We start from the raw sequence: 23838 nt of genomic DNA, 5'->3' as shown, positions 1-23838 counted from the left end.
CTCCTGCCTCCTGCCTCCTGCCTCCTGCCTCCTGCCTCCTGCCCCCTGCCTCCTGCCCCCTTCAACTTCTCAGTTGCACAGGCATAGCTAAATAAGTCATTTTCAAACCACCCAATGGTGTAAAAATCACTGGAGTCAAGCTTTGATTTAGATGCATTTGAATTTCGGAAGATGGTAACTCTTTCAAGCCTTCCATCAAATATTTAATGTTAAAAGCAATTTCAATGTTTTCTCCAGATATCTGCGCTGGCATTGACTCTCTACCACTACCCACATCTTGAGCTTCACAAGATAAAGTAATTTCTTGAGCTTCGCTATCAATACTAAGTTTGACAATATTATTTTTTTGATCGGCTAGCACAGCAATCCGTTCCAAAGTGCTGACAAATTGTCGCCGTTCAATTGTCACTTGTCGTTCAAATTGACGCGGAATTAATTGTCGATAAGCAGGATATTGCCCTTCTAACGTGCGACTAGTCAAACGTTGATTTTGCCATGCAAATACAACTTGACCTTGATCGAAATATAAAGCTACAGGTTCATCTGATGAGGCGCTATGAGCTAGCATCCGTTGGAGTTCGCGTAATGCTCTCGCTGGTACTGTCACCTCTAGTTGACTAGTTCCGCCTAGAGGACGCTCGTTGCTAGTTTCTACCACTGCTAGGCGATGTCCATCGGTAGCTGCAAATTCTAGGGTATCTTGTTTAACTGTTAAATGTACACCCGTGAGTACTTGTTTAGTTTCATCACCACTGGTAGCAAATAATGAACCCCGTAATCCCTCAACTAATGCGGCGGTGGTGAGATAAATTACTTCTGTATTTTCAATTACGGGTAGTTCAGGAAATTCTTCCGGCCCCATTGCTCGGACTTGATAATGTCCACTTTTGGGTGTGAGTGTAACTATTAAACCTTCTCCACCGGATGTTGCACCTGTGAGGGCTGATTCATCGTCTAAAGTGATTTCGCCTTCTGGAAGACGGGAGGTGATATCTACAAGTAACTTAGCAGGAAGTGCGATCGCACCTCCTTGCCATACCTCTGCATTAAAGCTGGTGCGGATTCCCAAGCTGAGATCAAAGGCTGTTAAACTTACTTGGTTAGTTTCAGCATCCGCTTGTAACAGCACATTGGCAAGTACTGGATGAGTCGGTCGTGAAGGTACTGCACGACTAACGAGTGAGAGGTTTGTACTGAGATCGCTTTGGGAGCAAACTAATTTCATAAGTCAGATTCAGCTGGTGAAAGATATGGTAACATCCTTATCGTTTATAGGCGATGTCTACGACGGGCTACGCCTACGCTCTTACGCTTCAGACTTGTAAAGACTCAAACGATTGCAGCTAATGTTGCGCGATCTATAAGAAACGCTTAAGGATTTCTTGCAAAGGTATAAGCAGTTGCAGCAAAGCATTCATACTTTGCAACAATTGATTCTCCATATATAAGAAACGCTTAAGGATTTCTTGCAAAGGTATAAGCCGTTGCAGCAAAGTATTCATACTTTGCAACAATTGATCCTCCATGTATAAGAAACGTTGAAATCATTGCAACAATTGTCGCAATAAACTTATAAATCTATTTATTACTTAAATAAAAAACAATTTAAGTAAAATCAACTACAAGTCTAGAGGTGCGAACTTTACGATCGCCTACATTGTAAGCAACTGATTTTGTTATATTTTCTGATGACATCAAGGAAAATTTTGTATAAAAAAGTACTATAGTTTACTGGGAGAGATGAATGATGGCACGTCCTAAAAGAAACTCCAGCGTTTTAGAAAAAGCCGATCGCCGCATTGAAAGTTTACAATCTATCAGTGTAAAATTAGACTTCGGCGAAGGACTGACTATACAAGCTTACAATGCAACAATTAACGATCTACGGTCTAAGCTTGCTGCCTACAACACTGCTTTATCTTCCATTGACAAACTCACAGATGATGTGAAGAATGCAGAACAGGCTGTAATTGCAATGTCAGAAAAAATGTTACTAGGAGTTGGCAGCCGTTACGGTAAAACCAGCCAGGAATACGAGATGGCGGGTGGTGCGCGACGAGGTAATACCAAGAAGAAGCGAAACGTAGTAGACAATTCCCAAGTCACCAATTCTGTTCAGCCTTCTTCTGTAAATGGATCTATGAATGGGGCATCAGCTGCGTAGGCGTAGCCCGTCGTAGACATCGCAAGTTAGCTAAAATCCAATCAGGTTTATATAGCGGTTTTCGTACCCTGCGGTAAGCCGCTACGCATCTATAGATGCAATAGACTTTAGCCTCTCTCCTAAAAAGCTACGGTGTACACACATCTCTGTACAAAACCAAAATCCTCTAGATCCTCCTAAATCCTCCTTAAAAAGGAGGACTTTGAGAGGTTTTTGCCCCCTTTTTTAAGGGGGGTTGGGGGGATCAAAAGGCTCTGGGGCAACTCTAGAGGTCTGTAACTGGCAAAAAATCAAAGTTTTTAACCCGCCTTGGCGTAGCTTCCGTAGTAAAGGCGGGTTTTGTCTGTGTAGCCACGACTTCCAGCCACCCAGTGTAGTACGCAAACATACTATAATTTGTAAAAAGCGTAATTTATTCCACTCTTAAAGACGCAAGAGGTATCGTTGGTGTCGCTCAAAGTATTCATTTCCTACTCTCACGCCGACGAATCTCTAAAGAATGAACTCGTTAACCACCTCACTATGTTGAAACGGCAAGGTGTAATTTCAACTTGGGACGATCGCGAGATACCACCTGGAGGAGAATGGGATCGGCAGATTAATGAGAATTTAAATACAGCCGATATCATTTTATTGCTGGTAAGTTCAGACTTTATCCGTTCTGAATACTGCTGGAGTGTTGAAGTTACTAAAGCAGTAGAACGCCACGAAGCTAGAGAAGCTTGCGTCATTCCAATTATTTTGCGAAGTGTTGCTTGGCAATCACCACCATTAGCTAGACTACAAGCTCTGCCCAAAAATGCCCAACCTGTTACATCTTCAGCTTGGCATAATCGAGATGAAGCATTCACGAATGTAGCTGAGGGAATTAAGGTTGCTGCTGAACAACTAAGTAAGGCAAAGGCTATAGCTCAATATCGTCAGAAGGTTGAAAAATTTGCGTCTGATGGCGATGGTGATATTTCTTCTGGGGAGTTGAAAATATTAAAAAGATTAGAGATAAACTTAGGATTAATAGATTTAGAAGCTAGTGCAGTCCAAAAAGAAGTATTAAAGCCTTACAAGATACGTAAGCAACATATAGATGACTACAGAGAATTATTCATAGATTTTGTAGCTCAACACAGATATCCGTTGGATGATAGAGCTAAAAAGGAATTAAATAAATTACAACGAGAGTATGAGCTTAAGGATGAAGATGTAGTAGAAGCAAAGCTTTTTACAGAAAATTTGGGCGATGGCGTAGTTCTAGAAATAGTTCCAATTCGTGGCGGTAAATTCTTAATGGGTTCCCCAGAGAATGAGCCAGAACGATACAGTGATGAAAGTCCACAGCACCTTGTTACCATTCAACCCTTTTTCATGGGTAGATATCCAGTTACACAAAGCCAATGGGCTGTTGTTGCTGGGCTAAAAAAGATAAATATTGAATTAAATCCTGAACCATCTTACTTCAAAGGCGCTAATCGACCTGTTGAACAAGTGTCTTGGGATGATGCAATTGAGTTTTGTGCCAGATTGTCTAACAAGACTGGGAAAACCTATCGCTTGCCTAGTGAGGCAGAGTGGGAATATGCCTGTCGTGCGGGAACAACTACCCCATTTTATTTTGGTGAGACGATTACGACTGATTTGGCTAATTATAACGGTAACTATACTTATGGTGCTGGATCAAAGGGTGAATATCGTCAGCAAACAACAGATGTCGGAAAATTTTCACCAAATCCCTTTGCTTTATTTGATATGCATGGTAATATATGGGAATGGTGTCAGGATAATTGGCACGAAAATTATAATAAAGCACCAGCAGACGGTAGCCCTTGGATGAGTGATAACGATAATCGGCTGCTGCGTGGTGGTTCGTGGGGCACCGATCCCAGGAATTGCCGCTCGGCGTATCGCGGCTGTGACGCGCGTGATGCTCGTGGCAGCCGCGTGGGTTTTCGGGTTGTGTTGGTTCGTGGCAGGACTTAGTAGCCCTTTACACTCTTGTCCTTTTACCCTCTTCGCTTTTTTCTTTTCCCTTCTTCTCTTATTTGTCTCGCGCTCTGCGCGATAAAATTTTTTAGCTAAATTCTGAATGAGTGATTTACTGATAATACAGAAGACTTATGATTTAATCAAGTGGTATGTACCAATTTTAAATCGTTTGCCTAGAGATCATAAATTTTTGCTAGGAAATCGGATAATTACAGAATTATATGACCGAATAATTCGTAATTCGTAATTAAGTTTCATAGTCATCGGAGATCCCCCTTAGAGGTTGTTTGAAAAGTTCTTTGGTCGGTAGCAAAAAGTTTTAGATCCCCCTAAATCCCCCTTAAAAAGGGGGACTTTGATTCCGGGTTGCTACCTTTTTAAGGGGAGCCAGCGCGGTCTTGAGGGGATAAACTCAAAACCTACGCAATATTGCAACCCGGCGTAGGTTGGGTTTTGTTTCTCAACCCAACACCAATAATCCCTGTTACCTGTTAAGCAAGTTTACCTTGTGGAAAACTTGTGGAAAAACTATAGTATTTTTCCACAAAGTAATTATACTTAATTAAGTTTTAACAGCAAAATATCAAGTTTTCCACAGATTTTTCCACAAAAAGTAAGATTTTTTCCATAATCTAAGTTAAATTTAATCAATTTTTATACGTTACTTAATATTCTCAACTAATTATTCAACCATTAAGACTAGCGATCGCACTGTTGGTTGTGGAAAACTTAAAATATATCTTCAGGATAAAATAGAGACTAGCAAAGCTAAACTTCGGTAAAGGTTACAAAACAAATCAAATCAGATTCAATGACTGCTACTCATCATTTCTGGCTACCTGCACCGACAGATTTAACTTTGTTATCAGATGAGATTCATGTCTGGCGTATAGAACTTGACCAACCAGAACTAGAACTGCAAAATTTAGCAGCAACTCTTTCCAGTGACGAAACGGCTCGTGCTGAACGGTTCTATTTTCAGGAACATCGACAGCGTTTCATTGCTGGTCGTGGTATTCTCCGAACTATATTAAGTCGCTATTTAAATATCCAGCCTTTACAAGTGCAGTTTAATTATCAACAGCGTGGCAAACCAGTATTAGCAGATACATTTGCCAATAGTGGACTGGCGTTTAACTTGTCTCATTCCCAAGCGTTGGGTTTGTGTGCGGTGAATTGTACCCGCTCAATTGGTGTAGACCTAGAATATATTCGCCCGATGTCTGATATCGAAGCTCTTGCCAAACGGTTCTTTTTACCGAGAGAATATGAGATGTTGCGATCACTATCTCCCAACCAACAGCAAGAAGTATTTTTCCGTTACTGGACTTGTAAGGAAGCTTATTTAAAAGCAACTGGAGACGGACTATCCCAGTTAGAGCAAGTTGAAGTGTCTTTGACTCCTACAGAACCAGCCAAGTTACAGATATTAGAAGACTGGAGTCTATTTGAACTAGTACCTGCTAACAATTATGTTGCTGCTGTTGCCATAGCAAATTGTGGCTGGAACTTAAAATGCTGGCAATATTGATGTTGACTAAGCTCATCTCCTAAATAAAACAAGAGAGATATTGCGGACAAATGACAAATGACAAATGACCAATGACCAATGACCAATGACCAATGACAAATGACAACCAGCTTACTTATCCTCTTGCATATTTCTCACAATTTTTGTTACCAGGTTTCTAGGTACAAATCTGACGCTTTTTGCAAGTATTGCATTGAGTAAACCAGGAATGATAATGGTTTGACCCTTCATTAAGGCACGAAAACCAACTTCAGCTACAGTTTGTGCATCCATCATCCTCTTGCCTTTGAGCAACTTCGAGTCAGCCATTCCGGTTCTTTCATGAAAGGCAGATGCGGTTGAGCCTGGGCAAAGAACTGTCACAGTGACACCTGTACCTTCTAATTCATTAGCGATCGCTTCTGAAAACGATAAGATATAGGCTTTAGTAGCAAAATAAACTGCCATTAAAGGCCCAGGTTGAAAAGCAGCAGCCGAGGAGACGTTTAATATCTTACCTTCACCTTGCTTGACCATGTGCTTCAGGAATAGCTTAGTTAAATGGGTGAGACACACCAAATTTACCTGTAGCATTTCCAGTTCAGTAGCTAGGTCTGTTTTGTGAAATAATCCATAGATACCAAATCCAGCATTATTTACCAGCACATCAACATTAATATCGGCTTTTTGCAGCTCCGTGAAAATTTCTTCAGGAGCAGTTGATATAGATAAATCCTTAACAATAGTTTTGACAAAAATTCCAAATTTCTCTTGGAATTTAGCTGCAATTTCTACTAGCGTTGGCCCATTTCTGTCTACTAATACCAAATTGTAATCATGAGCAGCAAAAATACATGCTAATTCGTAGCCAATTCCACCAGCTGCCCCAGTAATAAGAGCAGTTTTTTTGCTCTGTCTTTGATGTGTTGTGTTCATGTAAGAATATTGGTGAATTCAACTTGATGAAGCTGCGTTGCATTTACAGTGGTTCTCGTTCTACAATTAAGTACGCGTAATATCTCAACCTACAAGAAATATCTTGAGTTATTACTCTTTCAAATGCTTGTTTGGTGCATTGGATAGATGTAGCAGTCCAAACGCAAATTTAGGACTTATGCATCGAAGAAGTTGGGCATTAAATAAGTTCGGTTATTTCAGACTGCTAGCATTAGGCTTTTAATCACTCACAAAAGCCAGCGGGTAAAATCAAACTTTTATGCCCGACACTAACCATTCTATCCTCAATTGCTTCTGTCAAGGGGTGAATACTAAAAATTTACATGATTGAGCATAAAAAAACAGGGCAATTATATTGCCACTGTTGGTATATAAGTTGTTGCTGGCATCTGAAATATTAACTATTCAGCAGTACTGAGTTTTAAAAAACATCGACTAAATAAACTTGTTTTGTTGTAGTTGTAGGGTGTGTTACGGCTTCCGTAACGCACCGAAAGTATTCGGGATAGTGCGTTACGTTCCTAAGCTTAGAGATCCTCCTAAATCCCCCTTAAAAAGGGGGACTTTGACTCCAGTTCCCCCCTTTTTTAAGGGGGGTTAGGGGGGATCTCTAAGTGCCTAAAATCACAGCTAAACATCCTACGCAAGTTGTGAATTACTAAGCGAGATTCAAGAAACCGCTTTGAATCAAGTAGGCTGTATAAGTCATAAACAATTGAGAGTCAATGGGAGGACAAGCAATAGAACTACCTGCCAATGCATGAAGAGTATCTTGGCAACTAATATGCGGTCTTCTAGCTTGTAAATACAAATCAGGAATAGTCAGTTGTTCATCAGACCAACGTTCCAGTAAAAATGGTCGCAGAGTGTACAAAGGATTGTCAGCAGAAGTCACATTATTGATTAACTCTGATTGCCATTTTTCGTAAGGAATCATTTCAACTGAATAACCAAATGAGCGTATCCACTCAACTAGCATTTTTAAAGCAGCGGGTTGGGGATGTTGTAAATTGAAAGCCTTACCTATGGATTCTTTTTGGCGTGATAGATAAACGATCGCTTTACTTACATAGTCTACAGGTGACATATCCAACATATAATCTACATCAGGGAAATATCCCATTTGTAGACAGCCCTTGGTCATCAAATTGATAAAGTCATGTGTGTTACAAATACCTGTTTTGCTATCACCTGAAATCAGCGGTGGTCTGTGGATAGTTACAGGTAGTCCACGGTCACGGGCAATTTTTACTAACTTTTCAGCTACCCATTTTGTTTGTGAGTAACCAAGATAAATACCTTCCCAATGATTAAATTCATCCTGTTCTTTGACAACCTTGCCAGCGTAAGCAGTGGATTCAAAAACAGCAACACTAGAAACGTAATGTACAGGCTTGACTTTAACTTGACAAGCCAATCTCAAAACTTCTTGAGTGCCTAAAACATTGGCTGCTTTCAGTGCTGAGTATGGGAAAACATAATTCAACAAAGCAGCACTATGATAGATGGTATCAATATTTGCAGCTAAGACTTGAAACTGTTCGGAACCAATACCTAACAATGGTTGAGATAAATCGCCGACAATCGGAATAATTCTGGAGCTAAATTCTTCCTGCCAAATTGCGTACTGTTCCAGATTTTTTTGGAGTTTGCTTTTGCCTTCTTCGGCATTAGCAGCACGCACTAAGCAATAGATATCCGCATTAGTTTCTTGTAGCAATTCCCGGATGATAAAGGCTCCTAAAAAGCCTGTTCCTCCAGTTAAAAAGATGTTCTTGGGTTCACCTATAGCTACATTAGATGCAGCGCCGGGATGGATGGTAGGGTCAAGAACAGCCTCAGCTCCTAAATCTAGAATAGAGGGTGCAGTGTTGGCATTAGAGGCTACTACCTTTGTATCTTGAACTGGTGAACCATCTTGCACTTCTTCAGCTAAACGCTGTGAAAGAGCTTCAATATTTGGGTAATGCCACAGAAGCAATGGAGACGGTTGAAATCCTAGCAACTTTTCTAAGTTACTTACTAGAATCATTGCTTGGGCTGAATCCAACCCATAGTTTTCTAAATGTTCTTTGACATCTATCTCATCAGTTGCTACGTCTAGCAATTTAGCTAAATTAGATACCAAAAATATTTGAATATCGTCTGCTGTGAAAGACTGTTTTATAGTCATTTTTAAATCTCCAACAATGATGTAGAACGAACAGGGTGATACTGACTGTAATAATCGGAAGCTTGCAGTCCTTGAATTTTCAAATTTTGGACACGGTACAAAAAGGCTGCACCAGTCATAATTTGATTAGCAACATCAACTACACCACGATTATTTGGTTCAGACAGGTAAGAACCGCGTACCCAGTCATTGAAACCGCCCATTGCCGGGCCACACCAAATTTGATAATCGACTTCTCTACCTTTTTCACCAGAACTAGACCAGCGAGAAGATAATCCTAGATACCAACGGAAAATCAACGCCATTTTTAGTTTAGGATTATTGACTGCTTTCCCAAGTTTCTCAGGATTCTTTTGGGATAAATAAGCCGCAGTTCCTTCCCATACTTCGGCAATAGTTTTGCGAAAAACTTGTTTTTCTAATTTCTGTCTTTCTGCTAAAGGAATCTCTTCAATGGAATCATAAGCGCGGTAGAGTTCAAATAATTTCTGCGCTCGCATGGGGAACATTGTACCCCGTTTGAGAACTTGCAATTTGACTCCCATTTCAAACATATCTGCTGCTGGGGCCATAATCATATCAGCCATTTCTGCTTGGGCTAATAACTTTTTGGTATGTTCGCAAGCCCCAGATTCAACACACGACTGATTAATGGAACCAGTCATTATATAAGCAGCACCCATCATGAAAGCTGCTAATGCTGATTGTGGTGTCCCAATTCCCCCTGCAACACCGATTCTAATGGGTGTTTGGTAATGATATTGTGCTTGAATTTCATCCCGCAAGGCAATAATAGAAGGTAACACACAAACCAGGGGACGATTATCTGTATGTCCTCCAGAATCAGCCTCGACGGTAATATCATCAGCCATTGGAACTTTGGCTGCAAGGGTTGCTTGTAACTCAGTAATTAACCCTTGTTCAAGGAGTTCTTTGATTATTCTGGCTGGTGCTGGTTGCAGAAATTTAGTCGCAACTTCTCGGCGAGAAATTTTGGCAATGATTTTATTTTTGATTTCAATTTGATTGGCGCTATTCAATGCCAATCCAGCAACACGGTAATAAACAATGTTGGGGGTCAAGTCGAGAAATGCAGATGCTTCTACTGTTCTCACTTGATATTTGAGATATAAATCTACAGCGCGGCGTTCAATCGCAGGTTCGTTGGGGCTGTGGATTAGATTAAATGCGTAGGGCCCTTGAGGTAAGGCTTGTTGAATGCGATTGATGGCTGCTTCCAAACGTTCTGGAGTTAAACCACCTGCACCAAAGGAACTCAAAATTTGCTCTTTTCCAAGTGCAATGACCATTTCTTCGGAAGCAATTCCGCCAGCCATTGCGCCGGTAACGTAGGCATATTTCACTCCATAAGAGGAGAGAAAATTGGGATCTCCAAATTGTTGAATGCGGATTGGTGCTGCAAATGTTAGCAGTTCTACTTGTGCTGTTGTGCCATTATCACCAGGGGATAAATAACCCTCATTAGTGACACCGATTTTTCCGGCAACTTTCACGATGTAGCAGGGTTTATTTAAGACCATCAATTTATCTTTGATGGTTTGTTTCTCGAAAGATACAGTTTCTAAAGAACCTTTCCAAACCTGGTTTTTGTTATATGACCAAGCGGAGAAGTTAAGACCATTATCGTGTTTACTTAGTACCGTATCTACGGTTGTCACGGTAGTTATCCCTCGGATTACAAACAATGGATGATTAAAGTTGAAGGGTGAAGGGTGTAAACTCTTGGAAAAAGTTTTAATACGGTTTGGTTAGCTTGTTTATCGCTTAAAGATCCCCCCAACCCCCCTTAAAAAGGGGGGCTATTTTCCTAATTTACCCCCTTAAAAAGGGGGTCGCCGTAGGCGGGGGGATCTCAACCGAACCATATTGACAGGAGTCTACATTTGGAATTCTCAGGATTCGTCGTTAAGCAAGTTTTGGGCGCAAGCTAGTTGCAATTGAATTATTTCGCTCATTTGTTGACTGTAATCTTGTCTAGCTTGTAAGAAGGCAGTGTGTGCTTTAGTTATCTTTGAATTATTCGCATTGAGCTTTTGATACTGGGTCTTATTTAAATCGAACATGCTGATGATGCTACTAATTTTTTGAGTGATGACAGGTGGTGAATGAAGAAGATTTTGCTGCCCAATTGCGCTTGACTCAGAAGATTGTAATTGTTCTCTCGTTTCAAAAACGTTATCAATGATATTTTTCGGTTTTACTTCTTCTGGCTGAGGCAAGATGTTAGGGGAGTAAGTTTCTTCTTGGGTTATTTGGTTGGAAGTCTTAAGAAAATCTGTGATTTCAGATTGCTGGATGTTAGGTATATCTGGATGCTGTATTTTGAACCGATCACATTTAATATCCTCAACCAAATCTTTAACAATCTGGCGATTTTCTTCAGTCAAAATTGTAGCAGCAATTGCTTTTCCACCCAAGGTAACTGTTCTCAATGTTGCTTTATTTGAATTAGCAGTTCCTTGAGCTTTGTTGTACAGTGGTGATAAATCCACGTTTACTTGATGACTGAGTAATTTTGCTAATGCTTTGACCATTGCAGCATGGTCATCCATCCCTCTACGATTAAGAGAGACGGTGATATGTTCTTTGTTGCCAAGAATTTTGTCAATCCATCGTGAACAGACATTACCTGCGCCTGCTTCTAAAAATATTTTGACTCCATCACCGTAGACACGATTAACTAATTGCGGAAAATCAAGTTCTTGGCACAATCCTTTGGCGATGTTGTGAGCGATCGCATCACTATCAAGTACAATTGGTTGATAATCGGCGGCTGAGTAAAAAACGATACCTGGAAGATTTTGTGATGGTAGGCTGTTTACCTTCTTGATTTCCTCGAACTGCGATCGCATCGCTTCACAATGTATCACATGGTCGAAGGGAGCGGGGAATGAATTGCAACCTAAAGTCGCAATTACTCGCTTACAGGCGGCATCATCACCAGCAATCAATACTTCTTCTGGTGTGTTGATTTGAGTTAAGTAGACATGATTTTCATGTTTCAGGCATTCTCTAACTTGCGATGGAGTAGCCATGAGAACATAGGTATTCCAAAAATTGTTGTTTGGTGAATCGGTTAATCCCCAATATTCACGCACCGCATTTTTCGGCCCAGATAACTTATCACCAAATAAAGGTGATGAGTTTAAGGTATTACTTCCACCTTCAAAATCACTCCAAACTCCTTGGGCAACCATCATGCTAGTTTCACCCAAGCTATACCCAAACACAGATTGCGGCTTGACTTTAAAATCATCTCGGAAAATTGCTGTCATGTATCTAGCAAAGGCGATTTCGCTTTCAAACATTGCTAGTGAATCATCTAACAATTGCTTTTCGAGAGTTTCTAGTTGCCTCGTTGTCAATTTAGGTAAGCTTCTGGGATAAACTAACTTTTCAACATCGGCAGCCCGATTGTAGAGATTGTTACTTTTTAAATCCTCGAAGACTTTCGGAAATAACCGGAAGACGGTACGACCAATGCCGATATAAGAATTGACTGCTGCGGGATAAACGTAAGCAACTGCTCCAGTTTTACCCAATGGTTTCGCTGTGAAATAACTTCCTATTGGTGTTTGCCAATCTGTCCCTTTCTCAAAGGCATTATTTACACCTTTACGAGCAGATTCAATTTCTTTGAGTAGTTCTTTTGTGTTACGTCCTGCGATTGATAAGACGTATTTGGGATCAGATTGCTGTTGAAAGGTGGCAAATGTTTCGCTAGCGGTAGCTGATAAAGAAGAACTGGCTTCTATGGATTTCTGGAGATGGTTTAGGATATCGGGTATAGTGGAGCGATCGCTAACTGCTATCGGAAACAGATGAAAAGGCATTTGTTGCAAATATCTGTTATCCCGTTCCTCTTGGCTGGGTTCCTCCGATAAGATTAAATGGGCGTAACTCCCATCTATACCCATGCTATTAATTGCTGCTATTCTGCGTGTGCCGCCTTTATCAACAAACCAAGGTCTTGATTCCATTGCCACATAGAAAGGACTACCTTCCCATACTTGCGGTGTTTTGACACCAGACCATTTGGGAGTGGCGGGAATATACCTGTAATAAAGACAGAGAGCGGTTTTGATTAAGCTAGCAATTCCCGATGCTGTATAGGTGTGACCGATATTTGCTTTGACGCTACCTAATGCACAGTGCAAACCATTGCCTACTTTTGGATAAGCTTGCAGTAAACCTGTGATTTCAGCTTCATCCTCCTGGGGAACACCGCTACCGAAGACTTCCACATAGTTAACTTCTGTGGGTTGAATCTCCGCCATCTGGAAGGCTTGTTTGCAGACATCACTGATAGCTGAAGCATCAGGTTTTACCAAAGCGTCACTCAAAGTAGAATTACCTTGTGCGAAACTCATAGCATCAATTACTGCATAGATGCGTTCATTGTCTTCCTTAGCAGCTTCGTAGCGCTTGAGGACAACTGCACCCGCACCTTCACCAACCGTCCAGCCATTTGCTTGTTGGTCATAACCCAAGGTATTGACACCTGTATTAATTGGTGCAAATTGGCTGCGGAATAAGACATTTTCCACACCGCCGGCTAAATCCACTGCACCCACAACGACTGCATCAACTTCTCCCGTAGCGAGTAGCATTTGAGCAACTTCCAACGCTTTGAGGGCGGAATTTTCGCCAGCGCTGACGGTGAATGCAGGGCCAGTAAAATTCCACAAAGCAGAAATCCGACTTGCCATGATGTTGGCGATGTGACTCACATATTCGCCGATTTCTACAGGTTGGTGAATGCTATCTTTGACAATGGTTTCCAGTTGGGAAAGCTGTTCAGCAGGTAGAGAAATTCCTTGGTTGAGTAAGCCATCCTTAACTTGCCAAGATAGATTCCATCTTTGCTGTAGCTGATGCACAGAGAATTCTGTCTCGGCGGCGACAATCACAGCCACATTGCCACCCTCTTGTAGTTTCGCATCTTTGACGGCGCGATCGCTAACTTTCAGAAGCAACAATTGTTGTGGGTTTAACTTATCTATCTCATTCGGTGGGATTTTGCACGATAAAGTATCAATTTCAAAATCCTTGATATATGCCCCTACTGGTGCTTTCCCGTCTGTTAAACCGTACTCTTTCAGGACACTTTCTTGATTTTCTATCCCATGCCATCTTTGAGGCGGTAAGGAAGTAAAATGTTGTGTTCCATCATAAATACTGCGTTCAAAAGCATCTAAGCCATTGCAGTTACCAAAAAAGGCATCCATGCCAACAATAGCAACTTTGGTAGGTGGAACAGGTGGAATTGATTCAACAGATTCTGCTGTAGTTCCTTGTTCTAAAATCAGATGAGAATTAGTGCCGCCAAAACCAAAAGCACTGATAGCCGCTCGTTTAATTGGTGCGTTATGATTAGGCCATGCTGTAGCCGTTCTAACAATTTTATCGGCGGAAATTGTACCTTTTTCTGATGTTAAAGGTTCAGAAACATTCATGGTTGCTGGAATTACACCATGAGACATACTCAAAATCACTTTAGTCAAGCCAACCATGCCGGCAGCAGTTAGCAAGTGACCAGTATTTGCTTTAGCAGAACCCACCAGAGGTGCAGCTTGATTTTGACCAAAGAATGTTTCTATGGAATTGAATTCGGTTGTATCTCCTAGTAATGTGCCAGTGGCGTGACACTCTAGATAATCGATGCTTTTTGGACTAAAATTTGCCTCGTTATAGGCTCGTTCAAATGCTAAAGTTTGTCCTTTAGGATTCGGACTTAATAAATGCTTCCCTTTGCCATCATTCGAGAGTCCATTACCGCAGATAGTGGCAAGAATATTGTCGCCATCTCTAACGGCATCAGAATATCTCTTTAGCATCACCATCCCAACACCATCGGCAGGAATTAGCCCTCTAGAGGATTTATCTAAGGGGCGGCTGATACCGTTTTCTGCATACCCTTGAACACCGGAAAATAACATTCGCACGAATAGCGAATCTGCACAACTGATGGCTCCAGCTAACATGACATCAGCTTTGTGTGACCATAAGTAATGAGATGCTAATTTAATCGCATAAAATGAGGACGAACAAGCAGCATCCAGACATAAATTAATCTGGGATAGAGATAAAGCTTGAGCTACGATAGATGCTGGTAGACCAGATATCATCGCATTGTATAAAGATGCTTTGGTAGCACTTGGTACAGCTAAATTAAAGTCTTCATCCTGCAAAAGTTCTCTGACAGCAGGATTAATAGCTTGCTGGTAAATTGGTGAGAATAATTGATTAGATAATTTCGTTGGGAATGACAAATTACCTAAAATTACGCCGCATTTTGCCAGAACAGTTTGATTACCCCAATAACCACTTTGTTCAATTGCTTGTTTAGCTGCATACAATGACCATTTGAAGGTGTTATCTAAGCCGTCAACAAATTCTGATGGTAGATTGTATTCAGATGGATTAAACTGGAAGTTGCGGATGTAACCGCCTTTGAGGGAATAAGTTTTGTCTGGTGTACCTTTAACTGGATTGTGAAATATTGTCGGATCTACTCCGATTTCTTCGACGGTTGCAGAGGATGTCGAATCTTTTTGATTAACGATGTTTTGCCAGTATTCTTCAGGATTCTTTGCATCGGGGAATAGGCATGATAATGCGATGATGGCTATTTTTTCCACGATTTATATGCTCCGAGTTTGGGTATTTAGCAAGAGATAATTAAAAGGCAGGATTTACGCTGTTCCCCAAACTTTGAAGTGGCAAGTTATAGCAATCCTATCTGAGTTGTGAAAATTACTTTTTTTAACGAACCGCGTTCGCGTAGCGTCTCGCAGAGAAGGCGCGAAGGGCGCGAAGAAAAGAAAGAATTTTACAGAGATTTTAGAACTGCTATAGGTGTTGAGTGGTAAGAAGATTATTAGCTTCTGAGCATTTTCATTGACCAAATAATGGCATGAGCGCCGAGCATTCGTGAATAGATTTTACCTTGGCGGTCGTGTATGATAAAGTTTGCGATCGCACTACTTGGTGTCTTAGATAGTACTTCACACGAAACGTAAAATGTTTCGTTATGTGGTATCATCGCAAATTGTTCAAATTTTTCTACTTTTCCAGGTAAACAACCTTCTTCATGAAAGTGTTGTGTCCAAACCCATAAGGCGTGCATACTCAAGTCAGTGGTGTAAGGATTTACCCATTGGACTGGGAATTGTCCTTGTTGCTGTGGGGTGAGTTCTGGCCAAAGACATTCTGTAGTAATTTTTTCAGGACTGATGTTTAAAACTCTTTTGATTTCTTGAAAAGCTGGGCCATGAAATAATGTAGTCCCACCATTTTGATAAAAATCTTTTCCTGTAGCGGTGATGATATTATCTTCTTCGAGATTGAGAGATTCATAAGTGGGTACATCTGGGATTTCTCGCTGGAGATTGAGTTGAGCGCTAAAATGAAAATGGATTCTGCCTTGTGGGTTTTTACTCGAAATTTTGGCTTTAAGTTCGATTCTTTCAAGATTAACTTTAGAAATTTCTTCTATTTCTAAAATATGTTCCTCTGCTAATGTCTCATTGAAAGTAATCCCCTTCAAAACTTTAAAATCTTGATAATTAAACAACCGATAACCAGGATATAATTGTTCAGAAGCATTGATAATCCAGGTCATTGCACAAGTTGCTGGTAAAACTGGAGAACCAGCAATCGTATGGTCGTGCAAAAATGGATTAGCCTCTAATGTCATTTGGCGACGAATACGATGGGTTCGTAGTTCTGAATCTAACTCCGCCGCCAGTGGAACTAATGGGCTACCAATGACAACTTGTGAGGTTGCATGGTTGGTATGATCCATTTCTTTAACGAGCATTTGTGCGCCGACTGCAATGGGAATTATTTCGATTTTTCGCTCTTGAAAAATCTTCTTTAATTCTGCTGTCACCATCCCACTATCCCAAGCACCCCAGTTGATAGCGACTACATGACATGAGGGATAACTTTGCTTAAATATATGGGCTGATTTGTTCAGAATTTCATTTGCGATCGCATAATCAGATTGTCCGGGATTTCCGTAAAAGCCTGTTACTGAAGAAAACAAAACTAAATGCTGAAGTTGATTAGGATTCACGCAAGTTAGCAGGTTTTCTAAACCTTGAACTTTGGCGGTGTAAACCTTTTCAAAATCCTCTTCTGTTTTCTTTTCAATTAACTTATCAGCTAAGTTTCCCGCGCCGTGGATGATTCCTGTAATTGGGCCGAGATGTTGCACAGCAGTGGCAAGTTTTTCTTGTAAAGCTGGCGTATCTGTGACATCGACGCTGATATATTCGGCTTTAGCTCCGGTTTTTTCAATTGCTGCTAGAGTCTTTTTAATTTCGCGGCTGGAGGTAATTTTGTTATATATTTTTTGCACATTCATTGGTGTGGGCTTCTCTCCTTGAGAAAGAAGATTTTCCATGATGCATTTTTTCAATGCCGATTCATCAGAATTTTGAGCGTAATCTGGCTCGGTTTCTAATAGTTCCGAGCGACCGAGGAGGATGAATTTACAGGGTTGCTGTTGGGCTAATCTGATAGTACACTCAGCCGTAATCCCTTTTGCACCGCCGCTCACGACAAAGACAGATGATGGACTAAGCTGGGCTGTTTGTGTCATAAATCCTCTGATATTAATTCGTAATTCGTAATTCGTAATTAAGAAAAGTTGTTTCCTATCTGTTTCTCTGTGTCCTCTGTGCCTCTGCGGTTTTTTTTTAACGAACCACAGAGACGCAGAGAGCGCAGAGAGAGGAGATTAATCGGCGATAATGGTGACTCGTCCTTGTGAGCCGTAGCCAACTTCACTTATATAAAGGTTGGGGTCGTGAAGTTCGGCGATGATGTTTTGTACTGACTGTTTAGCATCAAGTCTGGGACTTAAGTCGATCGCACGAGTAAACACCTTTGGCCATTCCCATCTCAGAGTTTTGGTTAATCCGAATAAACCAGCGCCGATCGCACCGAAGTTAACTTTGTACTCTAACCCAAAGGCTCCATCAAGATGAGCAACTGTGCAGAAACAACTACGTCCATGCTTTGCGGCTTCGTTGAGGGAGGGTTTCAGGTGTTTCGCCATCAAAAATACGTGCTTGACGATCGCCTTTTCTGATTCGTTATAAGAAATACTTCCGGTGTGATTTCCTACAAACATTGGATGTAAGTGGATGAAAGCCCCAATCGTTCCGCAGTGAGATGCGATCGCTTGCAATTGTTGTTGAAGATGTTCTTCACTCAAGTTTGCTAAGGTGACGCGGGTTACTCCTGTAGGTAAAGGCGCTTGTTGGGCGATGAGCGATTGGGGGAAGCTGATAACTACTACTTTCCAGCCTTTCTCGATTAGGGATTCAGCTAATTTATAAGTGGTGAGGGAACCATCATCGGTGATTAAACCGATGTGTCCCTCTGGTAATGTGAAATCCAAGTAATCGGGCTGTGGTAGACTTCTGAGTTTGACGAGATGGCGCTGGATATTATGCTCTAATTCCGGTGGCTGCTGTTGGACAAACTCAGGCTCAGACTTTTTTTTTTCACCTCCAGCCAACTGCTGTAGGTAATCAACTATTTGACCAATGGTGCGGAGGTCGCCGAGTTCTTCGATATTTGGCTTGGGTAAGTTGGGGTACATTTCTTGCATCGCCCCTAAAATTTCCACCCGTTTAATCGAGTCAATCCCTAAATCGGCTTCCATGTCCATTTCCAGTTCCAGCATCTCGACTGGATAACCGGTTTTATCGCTGGTGATGGCTAACAGGGTTTCACCTAAGTTTGCAAATTCATCACTTGTAGCGGGAGCAGTTTCTGGTTCTGGGGTGAATGCGACAACTATGCTTGGTTCCGGCGCAGCGACTACCTCAACTACTGGTGCAGCCTCTACTGCAATCTCGGTTGCTTGTTGTACTTCGTGAACTGCAATTTCTACGGTAATACTTTTGGAAGCGTGGGATTGCAGATACTCTACAACTTGACCAATGGTGCGTTTTTCTGACAGTTCTTCTAAATTGGGCTTGGGTAAGTTGGGGTACATTTCTTGTAGCGCCCCCAAGATTTCCACCCGTTTGATAGAGTCAATTCCTAAATCAGCCTCCATATCCATGTCCATTTCCAGCATTTCGACTGGGTAGCCGGTCTTGTCGCTGGTGATGGCTAAGAGGTTTTTATCCAAGTCAACAATATCGATGGTTGCGCCAGATACAGGTGCAGCAGTTGTGGGTGCTGGTTCTGGGGTGAATGCAACAACTTCCTCAACTGGAGGTGAGCTAATTTTGACTACAACCTCAGCTTGGGGTTCTACTACTGGGACAGGTGGCGCGACTACAGGCTCTACTGTCTCGACAGTGGCGAAGTGGGGAGTAGGAAGTGGGGAGTAAGAAGTTTCAACTACAGGCTCTACAGCAGCCGGGAGAGGTGTTTGAGTAACATTTAAGCCGTTTTTAGCTACAGGCTCAGTTACAGACAAAGGCTGGCTTTCCACTATCTTGGTAGTAGCAGATACTGGTGCATCACTAACAGTTGTTCCTGTTGTGAAGGGAGTGAAATTGCTTATCTCTGTTAGTTGGGTTGCTCCCTCACCAGAGATGATTTGAGAATACTCTTGCTGTATGAGTTGGAAAAAGCTCTTAGTATATTCCAACTGCTCTTGGAGATATTGCTCATGGATGCGTAGAGTTTCACCTTGTTGGGAATGAAACTGCATCATGCTGCGCTCTAGGCTTTCCATGACAACTAGCTTCATTTTGGCAGTTTCGGCTGTTGATTTACTTTCACTCAACAAGGAATTCTGCTGTTGCATCAGTTGGAAAAACGCTTTGGCGTATTCCATTTGATGATTGAGATAAGTACCGTGAACTTGTAAATTCTCGGCTTGATTTTCCTGGAACTGTGTCAGGAGATATTCTAAACTTGCTAAAAGTTGTTCGTAATTTGTAAGTTTTTCTGGTGTTGGTTGCATCTTAGATTCCTGGACTGGTTGTGACAGGGTAACAGGATTCATCTGTTGCTCTGGCTGGGTGATGATACTAGCAGTCACACCGTTCATTACTGGGGTAAGTTTTTTATGTCCGTTAGTCTCTATCACTGCTACAGGTGGAGTTACACCGGGGCTACTAAATAAAGGAGCCACAGTTTCAGAAGTTTCGGGAGTGGGTAATGTAACTTTGTGCCCATCCTGCAAAGCGAGAGCGAAGGCATTTTTCGTTTTTTCGGATCTGTAGTTTATCCCGTTTAAACGGACATTTAATGTCTTCTTCGTCTCAATTGGGGGGATGGTTTGGGGAAGTTGGTAAGGATCGAGGTTATTCAAAGCCAAACCAATTACCCGCAACTGCACAACTGCTTCCCGCAAAGAGCGATCGCTATTCTTTTGAGTGCTAGGGTTCAAAGATACAGTGATGTGTGGGCGATCGCCAAGAATCTCTTTCACCAAGTTGCTGAGAATTCTTCTCGGCCCAAATTCCACAAAGCAAGTACCACCCGCCGCATAGATATTTTCAATTTCCTGTTTAAACAGCACTGAGTTGGAAAGGTGCGTTTCCAGAATCTTTTGAATACCTTGAGCTTCTTTGGGATACTGTTTACTGGTAACGTTGCTGTAAACAGGGATTTTCGGAGTTTGGAACTTGACAGACTTGGTGGCGATCGCAAAGGATTTCTGAGCAAAGGCGATTAGCGGTGTATGGAACGCTGCTGATACAGGTAACAATACAGCTGTATATCCTTTCTCGTGTAAAGCCTCTTTGATTCTCGCTATTTCTGCGGTCGGCCCAGCCAAGACAAATTGAGTCGGAGAATTTTGATTAGCGATCGCAACTTGGGGAAAATGTCTCAGCACTGCTTCCACTTTGCTGATATCTTCTTTGACAGCCAACATACTTCCCGCATCATGATCCGGGTCTTCAGGTGCAGCCATTGCTTGACCCCTAGCTTTCACTAAGAACAAGTAATCTTCTGTACTCAAAACCCCCGCAGCCCATAGTGCTGTTAGTTCACCAAAGCTATGACCAGCAACAAAATCTGACTTAAATCCAGCTTGTTGCAGTATGCTATACATCCCTGCACTCAACACCCCGATGGCTGGTTGAGCATATTCTGTGCGTTGCAAGGCAGCAATTTGGACATTCTTTTCTGCCTCTCCAAACACAGGATGAGGGAAAACGATTTCTGACAACGGCTGCAAATTATCTTTGAGCAACAGGCTATCCATATAACCATGAAGACGGCGCATCAAAGGAAAATTCATCACCAGTTCGCGTCCCATCTCCAGGTATTGCGAACCTTGCCCAGAAAATAGAGAGACAACTTTTCCGCCCAACTCCATACCAGAAGCGCGGTAATAAATCCCTTGGGGATGCTCCCAAGATGCTGCTGAACCTTTGAGTTTCAGCCAGTCAATGCTAGTTTGCAGAAACTTGCAAGCTTCTTCGAGGTTCTCAGCTACAAACCCAAATCGGGGAGCAGAGAGGGGAATCTGTTGTGATTTGCACTCATTGACTAATTGTGCGTAGTATGCAATTGCTTCAGGCGATACTCCTGCGGAGTCACTTCGTGAACGCAACTTACCTAAAATCTCTTCCGATTTGCTCAACAATTGCTCTACTGTGGGAGCAAACAACAGCACTTCACTAGCATCACTGTGCAAGCGGTAAGCGGCGTTTTGGTCAGCTTCATATTCTTCCAAAACGACGTGATAGTTGGTTCCGCCAAATCCAAAGGAACTTACACCCGCACGTCTTGGTGCTTCACCTTCTGGACGAATCCAAGGTCTGGTTTGGGTATTCAAATAAAAGGATGAATTTTTAATGTTGAGTTTGGGGTTCGGCTCGGTGATGTTAATTGTGGGTGGTAATACTTTGTGATGTAAAGCCAAAGCAGTTTTAATCAAACTTGCCGCACCCGCAGCCGCTTTTGTGTGTCCGATTTGCGATTTCACACTACCCAAAGCGATGTGCTGCTTTTTATCATCATGTACATCAAAGAAGTCTTTTAAAGAACCGAATTCTGTCGGATCTCCAGCCATTGTGCCAGTGCCATGTGCTTCCATTAAACCAACAGTAGCGGGAGAGAAGCCGGCATCTTCATAAGCGCGTTCTAAGGCTTTGACTTGGCCTTCTTTGCGGGGAGCATAAATGCTCTTGTAACGCCCATCGCTGGAAGTACCAATACCTTTAATTACGGCATAGATTTTATCATTGTCCCGTTCAGCATCTTCTAACCGTTTGAGGACAATCATCCCGATACCTTCACCCAGCATCATCCCATCCGACTTAGCATCGAAAGGCTTGACATTTTCACTAGGAGAAACCGCCGGTGTTTTGCTGAATGAGATGTAAGCCATGATGGTGTTATCGGTATCAACACCACCAGTTAGCATCATGTCAGAACGATGCTCAACTAGCTCACTAATTGCCATTTTTAAAGCACCGAAAGAACTAGCGCAAGCGGCATCAACTACACAATTCATCCCGCCAAAATTCAGGCGATTGGCAATTCTACCCGCGACTACGTTAGCTAACATTCCAGGGAAAGCGTTCTCATCCCACTTAACGTAAGCGCTTTTGATTTTCTCAACTATTTTTTTGGTATCTTCATCAGATAAACCACTGCTTTTAAGTGCTTTTTCCCAAATGGGATATTCCAACCTGGCAGAAAGTGGCATTCCTAATTGCTTGGCCATCGCCACGCCTAAGATTACCCCAACCATTTCGCGGTTAAACTCACGTTTTTCACCATAACCTGCATCTTCCATCGCCTCTTTCGCAACCACTAAACTTAATAGTTGCGATACATCTGTGACTTCTAAAATGCTAGGTGGTATGCCGAATTCCATTGGGTTAAAATCTACCTCTGGAAGAAACCCACCTCTTTTACAGTAGGTTTTATCTTCAGTCGTTCTAGGATTCGGATCGTAATAATCTTCGACGCTCCAATGTGTGGAAGGAACATCAGTAATACAGTCAATTTTGTTTACAATATTTTGCCAGTATTCCCGCAAATTTCTGGCTTGAGGCAATAGAGAAGCCATCCCAACAATGGCAATAGGATTGTGTTGTAATTGTCTGTTAATTTTGTTGATTGACACTGATTTATCTGATTTCATTTTTTTTCCCTCGATAGACTTAATCACAGCCTGTTCACAATTATTGACAAGGCTTTCTAACTCCGCTAAGGCAGTATCAATTGAATAAGCAGACATAGGGCATAGTGAGTACTGTGGATTGTGTAGCTACAGTAATTTCTGTTGCCTACTAATAATCAAAAACTCTGGTTTTATAAGCAGCTAGCTATCCTATCTCCGCTAAATGCTTGTTTCCAAATCAACACCACACGACACATACTGCCAGGGTAAAGCCTTATGTTTCCAGGCAACTTTGGCACACTGCGTAGGCGTAGCCCGTCGTAGACATCGCGAAAAAATGTTATCCAACGCTAGACTCTTGAAATTGTGGCAATAGGTCAATAACGTTGTTAAAACTGGTAAAATAGTCTTGGAGTGTAATAGCTGCTTGACCAGTGAATTTAATCCATTTGTAATGGTAGAGATTTTGAGTAATGGTATCCTACTGGAGTGATGGAAACTGAGGAGTAGCTAAGAGAACAGAAATGTTTTTTCACCCGAAAGCTTTTGATTATCTAGCCTAACCACAGCAACATAGCTGTTGTTAATGACAACGTTCTGTATCTCTAAAGTCATAGCCAATTTCAACGTTCGGGATAATGTATTTTATGCTATTTGAACTAGGAAAGTTGACAAGTTCGTTACACAAAAGACACCACCTTTAACCCGAATTTATGCAAGTCGAAAAAGTAATGAAACGAGCAGACGATGATAGAGAAGCAGTTATCTTTAGTTATTTTTAATTTCAAAATCTCAATTAAATAACTAGTTTGTCTAACCACTTTAAAGCATTGAATTAATAAAAACACTAACATACTTTACAGAAACTAAATCATTTCTTTAAAGTTATTTTATAAAGAAACATCCACAATTACTGATGTTAATTTGAATAAAATTCAGAACTTAAGTATAATTTGTGACTGTATAAATGT

10 protein-coding genes and 2 pseudogenes are annotated in these 23838 nt (G+C 41.6%); 4 read left to right on the top strand and 8 right to left on the bottom strand.

Annotated features, from left to right (window positions below):
- Positions 1–61: 61 nt before the first annotated feature.
- A complete protein-coding gene (gene dnaN / locus G1O98_RS25760; protein ID WP_114080277.1) occupies positions 62–1225 on the bottom strand; it encodes a DNA polymerase III subunit beta in 1164 nt (387 codons plus the stop codon).
- Between the two features lie 519 nt (positions 1226–1744).
- Between dnaN and G1O98_RS25755 the strand changes: the two genes are divergently transcribed.
- The 4 genes and pseudogenes from G1O98_RS25755 (at position 1745) to hetI (ending at position 5675) form a co-directional block, all read left to right on the top strand.
- Positions 1745–2164 (top strand): hypothetical protein, encoded by a 420-nt coding sequence (locus tag G1O98_RS25755; protein WP_313889990.1) that lies wholly within the window; start codon positions 1745–1747, stop codon positions 2162–2164.
- A 447-nt stretch (positions 2165–2611) separates the two neighbouring features.
- Positions 2612–4138, top strand: coding sequence for an SUMF1/EgtB/PvdO family nonheme iron enzyme (locus G1O98_RS25750; RefSeq protein ID WP_345940593.1), 1527 nt, complete (start codon positions 2612–2614; stop codon positions 4136–4138).
- Positions 4139–4244: 106 nt separating this feature from the next.
- A pseudogene (locus G1O98_RS40180) lies at positions 4245–4370 on the top strand (four helix bundle protein); the annotation flags it as partial.
- A 585-nt stretch (positions 4371–4955) separates the two neighbouring features.
- Positions 4956–5675, top strand: coding sequence for a 4'-phosphopantetheinyl transferase HetI (gene hetI / locus G1O98_RS25745; RefSeq protein WP_163933785.1), 720 nt, complete (start codon positions 4956–4958; stop codon positions 5673–5675).
- A gap of 111 nt (positions 5676–5786) precedes the next feature.
- Here hetI and G1O98_RS25740 read toward each other — a convergent pair whose 3' ends face one another.
- From G1O98_RS25740 to G1O98_RS40175, 7 genes and pseudogenes are all read right to left on the bottom strand, one after another.
- Positions 5787–6590: an SDR family oxidoreductase gene (locus tag G1O98_RS25740; protein WP_163933781.1), complete on the bottom strand. Its 804-nt coding sequence runs from the start codon at positions 6588–6590 to the stop codon at positions 5787–5789.
- Positions 6591–7269: 679 nt separating this feature from the next.
- Entirely contained in the window at positions 7270–8784 is a 1515-nt protein-coding gene (locus G1O98_RS25735) for a thioester reductase domain-containing protein (RefSeq protein ID WP_163933777.1), read from the bottom strand.
- Positions 8785–8786: 2 nt separating this feature from the next.
- Positions 8787–10463, bottom strand: a complete 1677-nt coding sequence (locus G1O98_RS25730; protein ID WP_163933775.1) for a PfaD family polyunsaturated fatty acid/polyketide biosynthesis protein — start codon at positions 10461–10463, stop codon at positions 8787–8789.
- 234 nt (positions 10464–10697) lie between these two features.
- Positions 10698–15446 (bottom strand): PfaB family protein, encoded by a 4749-nt coding sequence (locus G1O98_RS25725; protein WP_163933772.1) that lies wholly within the window; start codon positions 15444–15446, stop codon positions 10698–10700.
- A 239-nt stretch (positions 15447–15685) separates the two neighbouring features.
- On the bottom strand, positions 15686–17413 hold the full coding sequence (locus tag G1O98_RS25720; protein WP_163933769.1) for an SDR family NAD(P)-dependent oxidoreductase: 1728 nt from the start codon (positions 17411–17413) through the stop codon (positions 15686–15688).
- A gap of 138 nt (positions 17414–17551) precedes the next feature.
- A complete protein-coding gene (locus tag G1O98_RS25715) occupies positions 17552–22984 on the bottom strand; it encodes a type I polyketide synthase (RefSeq protein ID WP_163933766.1) in 5433 nt (1810 codons plus the stop codon).
- Between the two features lie 223 nt (positions 22985–23207).
- A pseudogene (locus G1O98_RS40175) lies at positions 23208–23482 on the bottom strand (hypothetical protein).
- Positions 23483–23838: the final 356 nt, after the last annotated feature.

Origin of the sequence: Nostoc sp. UIC 10630 (genome assembly GCF_010747425.1) — a bacterium.
Taxonomy (GTDB): Bacteria; Cyanobacteriota; Cyanobacteriia; order Cyanobacteriales; family Nostocaceae; genus Nostoc.
This window is presented reverse-complemented; position numbering and strand designations above follow the sequence as displayed.

Bases quoted from the DNA above. Each gene is read 5' to 3' on its own strand.
- G1O98_RS25715 (WP_163933766.1), bottom strand. From the start codon at position 22,984: ATGTCTGCTTATTCAATTGATACTGCCTTAGCGGAGTTAGAAAGCCTT.
- dnaN (WP_114080277.1), bottom strand. From the start codon at position 1,225: ATGAAATTAGTTTGCTCCCAAAGCGATCTCAGTACAAACCTCTCACTC.
- G1O98_RS25720 (WP_163933769.1), bottom strand. From the start codon at position 17,413: ATGACACAAACAGCCCAGCTTAGTCCATCATCTGTCTTTGTCGTGAGC.
- G1O98_RS25755 (WP_313889990.1), top strand. From the start codon at position 1,745: ATGATGGCACGTCCTAAAAGAAACTCCAGCGTTTTAGAAAAAGCCGAT.
- hetI (WP_163933785.1), top strand. From the start codon at position 4,956: ATGACTGCTACTCATCATTTCTGGCTACCTGCACCGACAGATTTAACT.
- G1O98_RS25740 (WP_163933781.1), bottom strand. From the start codon at position 6,590: ATGAACACAACACATCAAAGACAGAGCAAAAAAACTGCTCTTATTACT.
- G1O98_RS25735 (WP_163933777.1), bottom strand. From the start codon at position 8,784: ATGACTATAAAACAGTCTTTCACAGCAGACGATATTCAAATATTTTTG.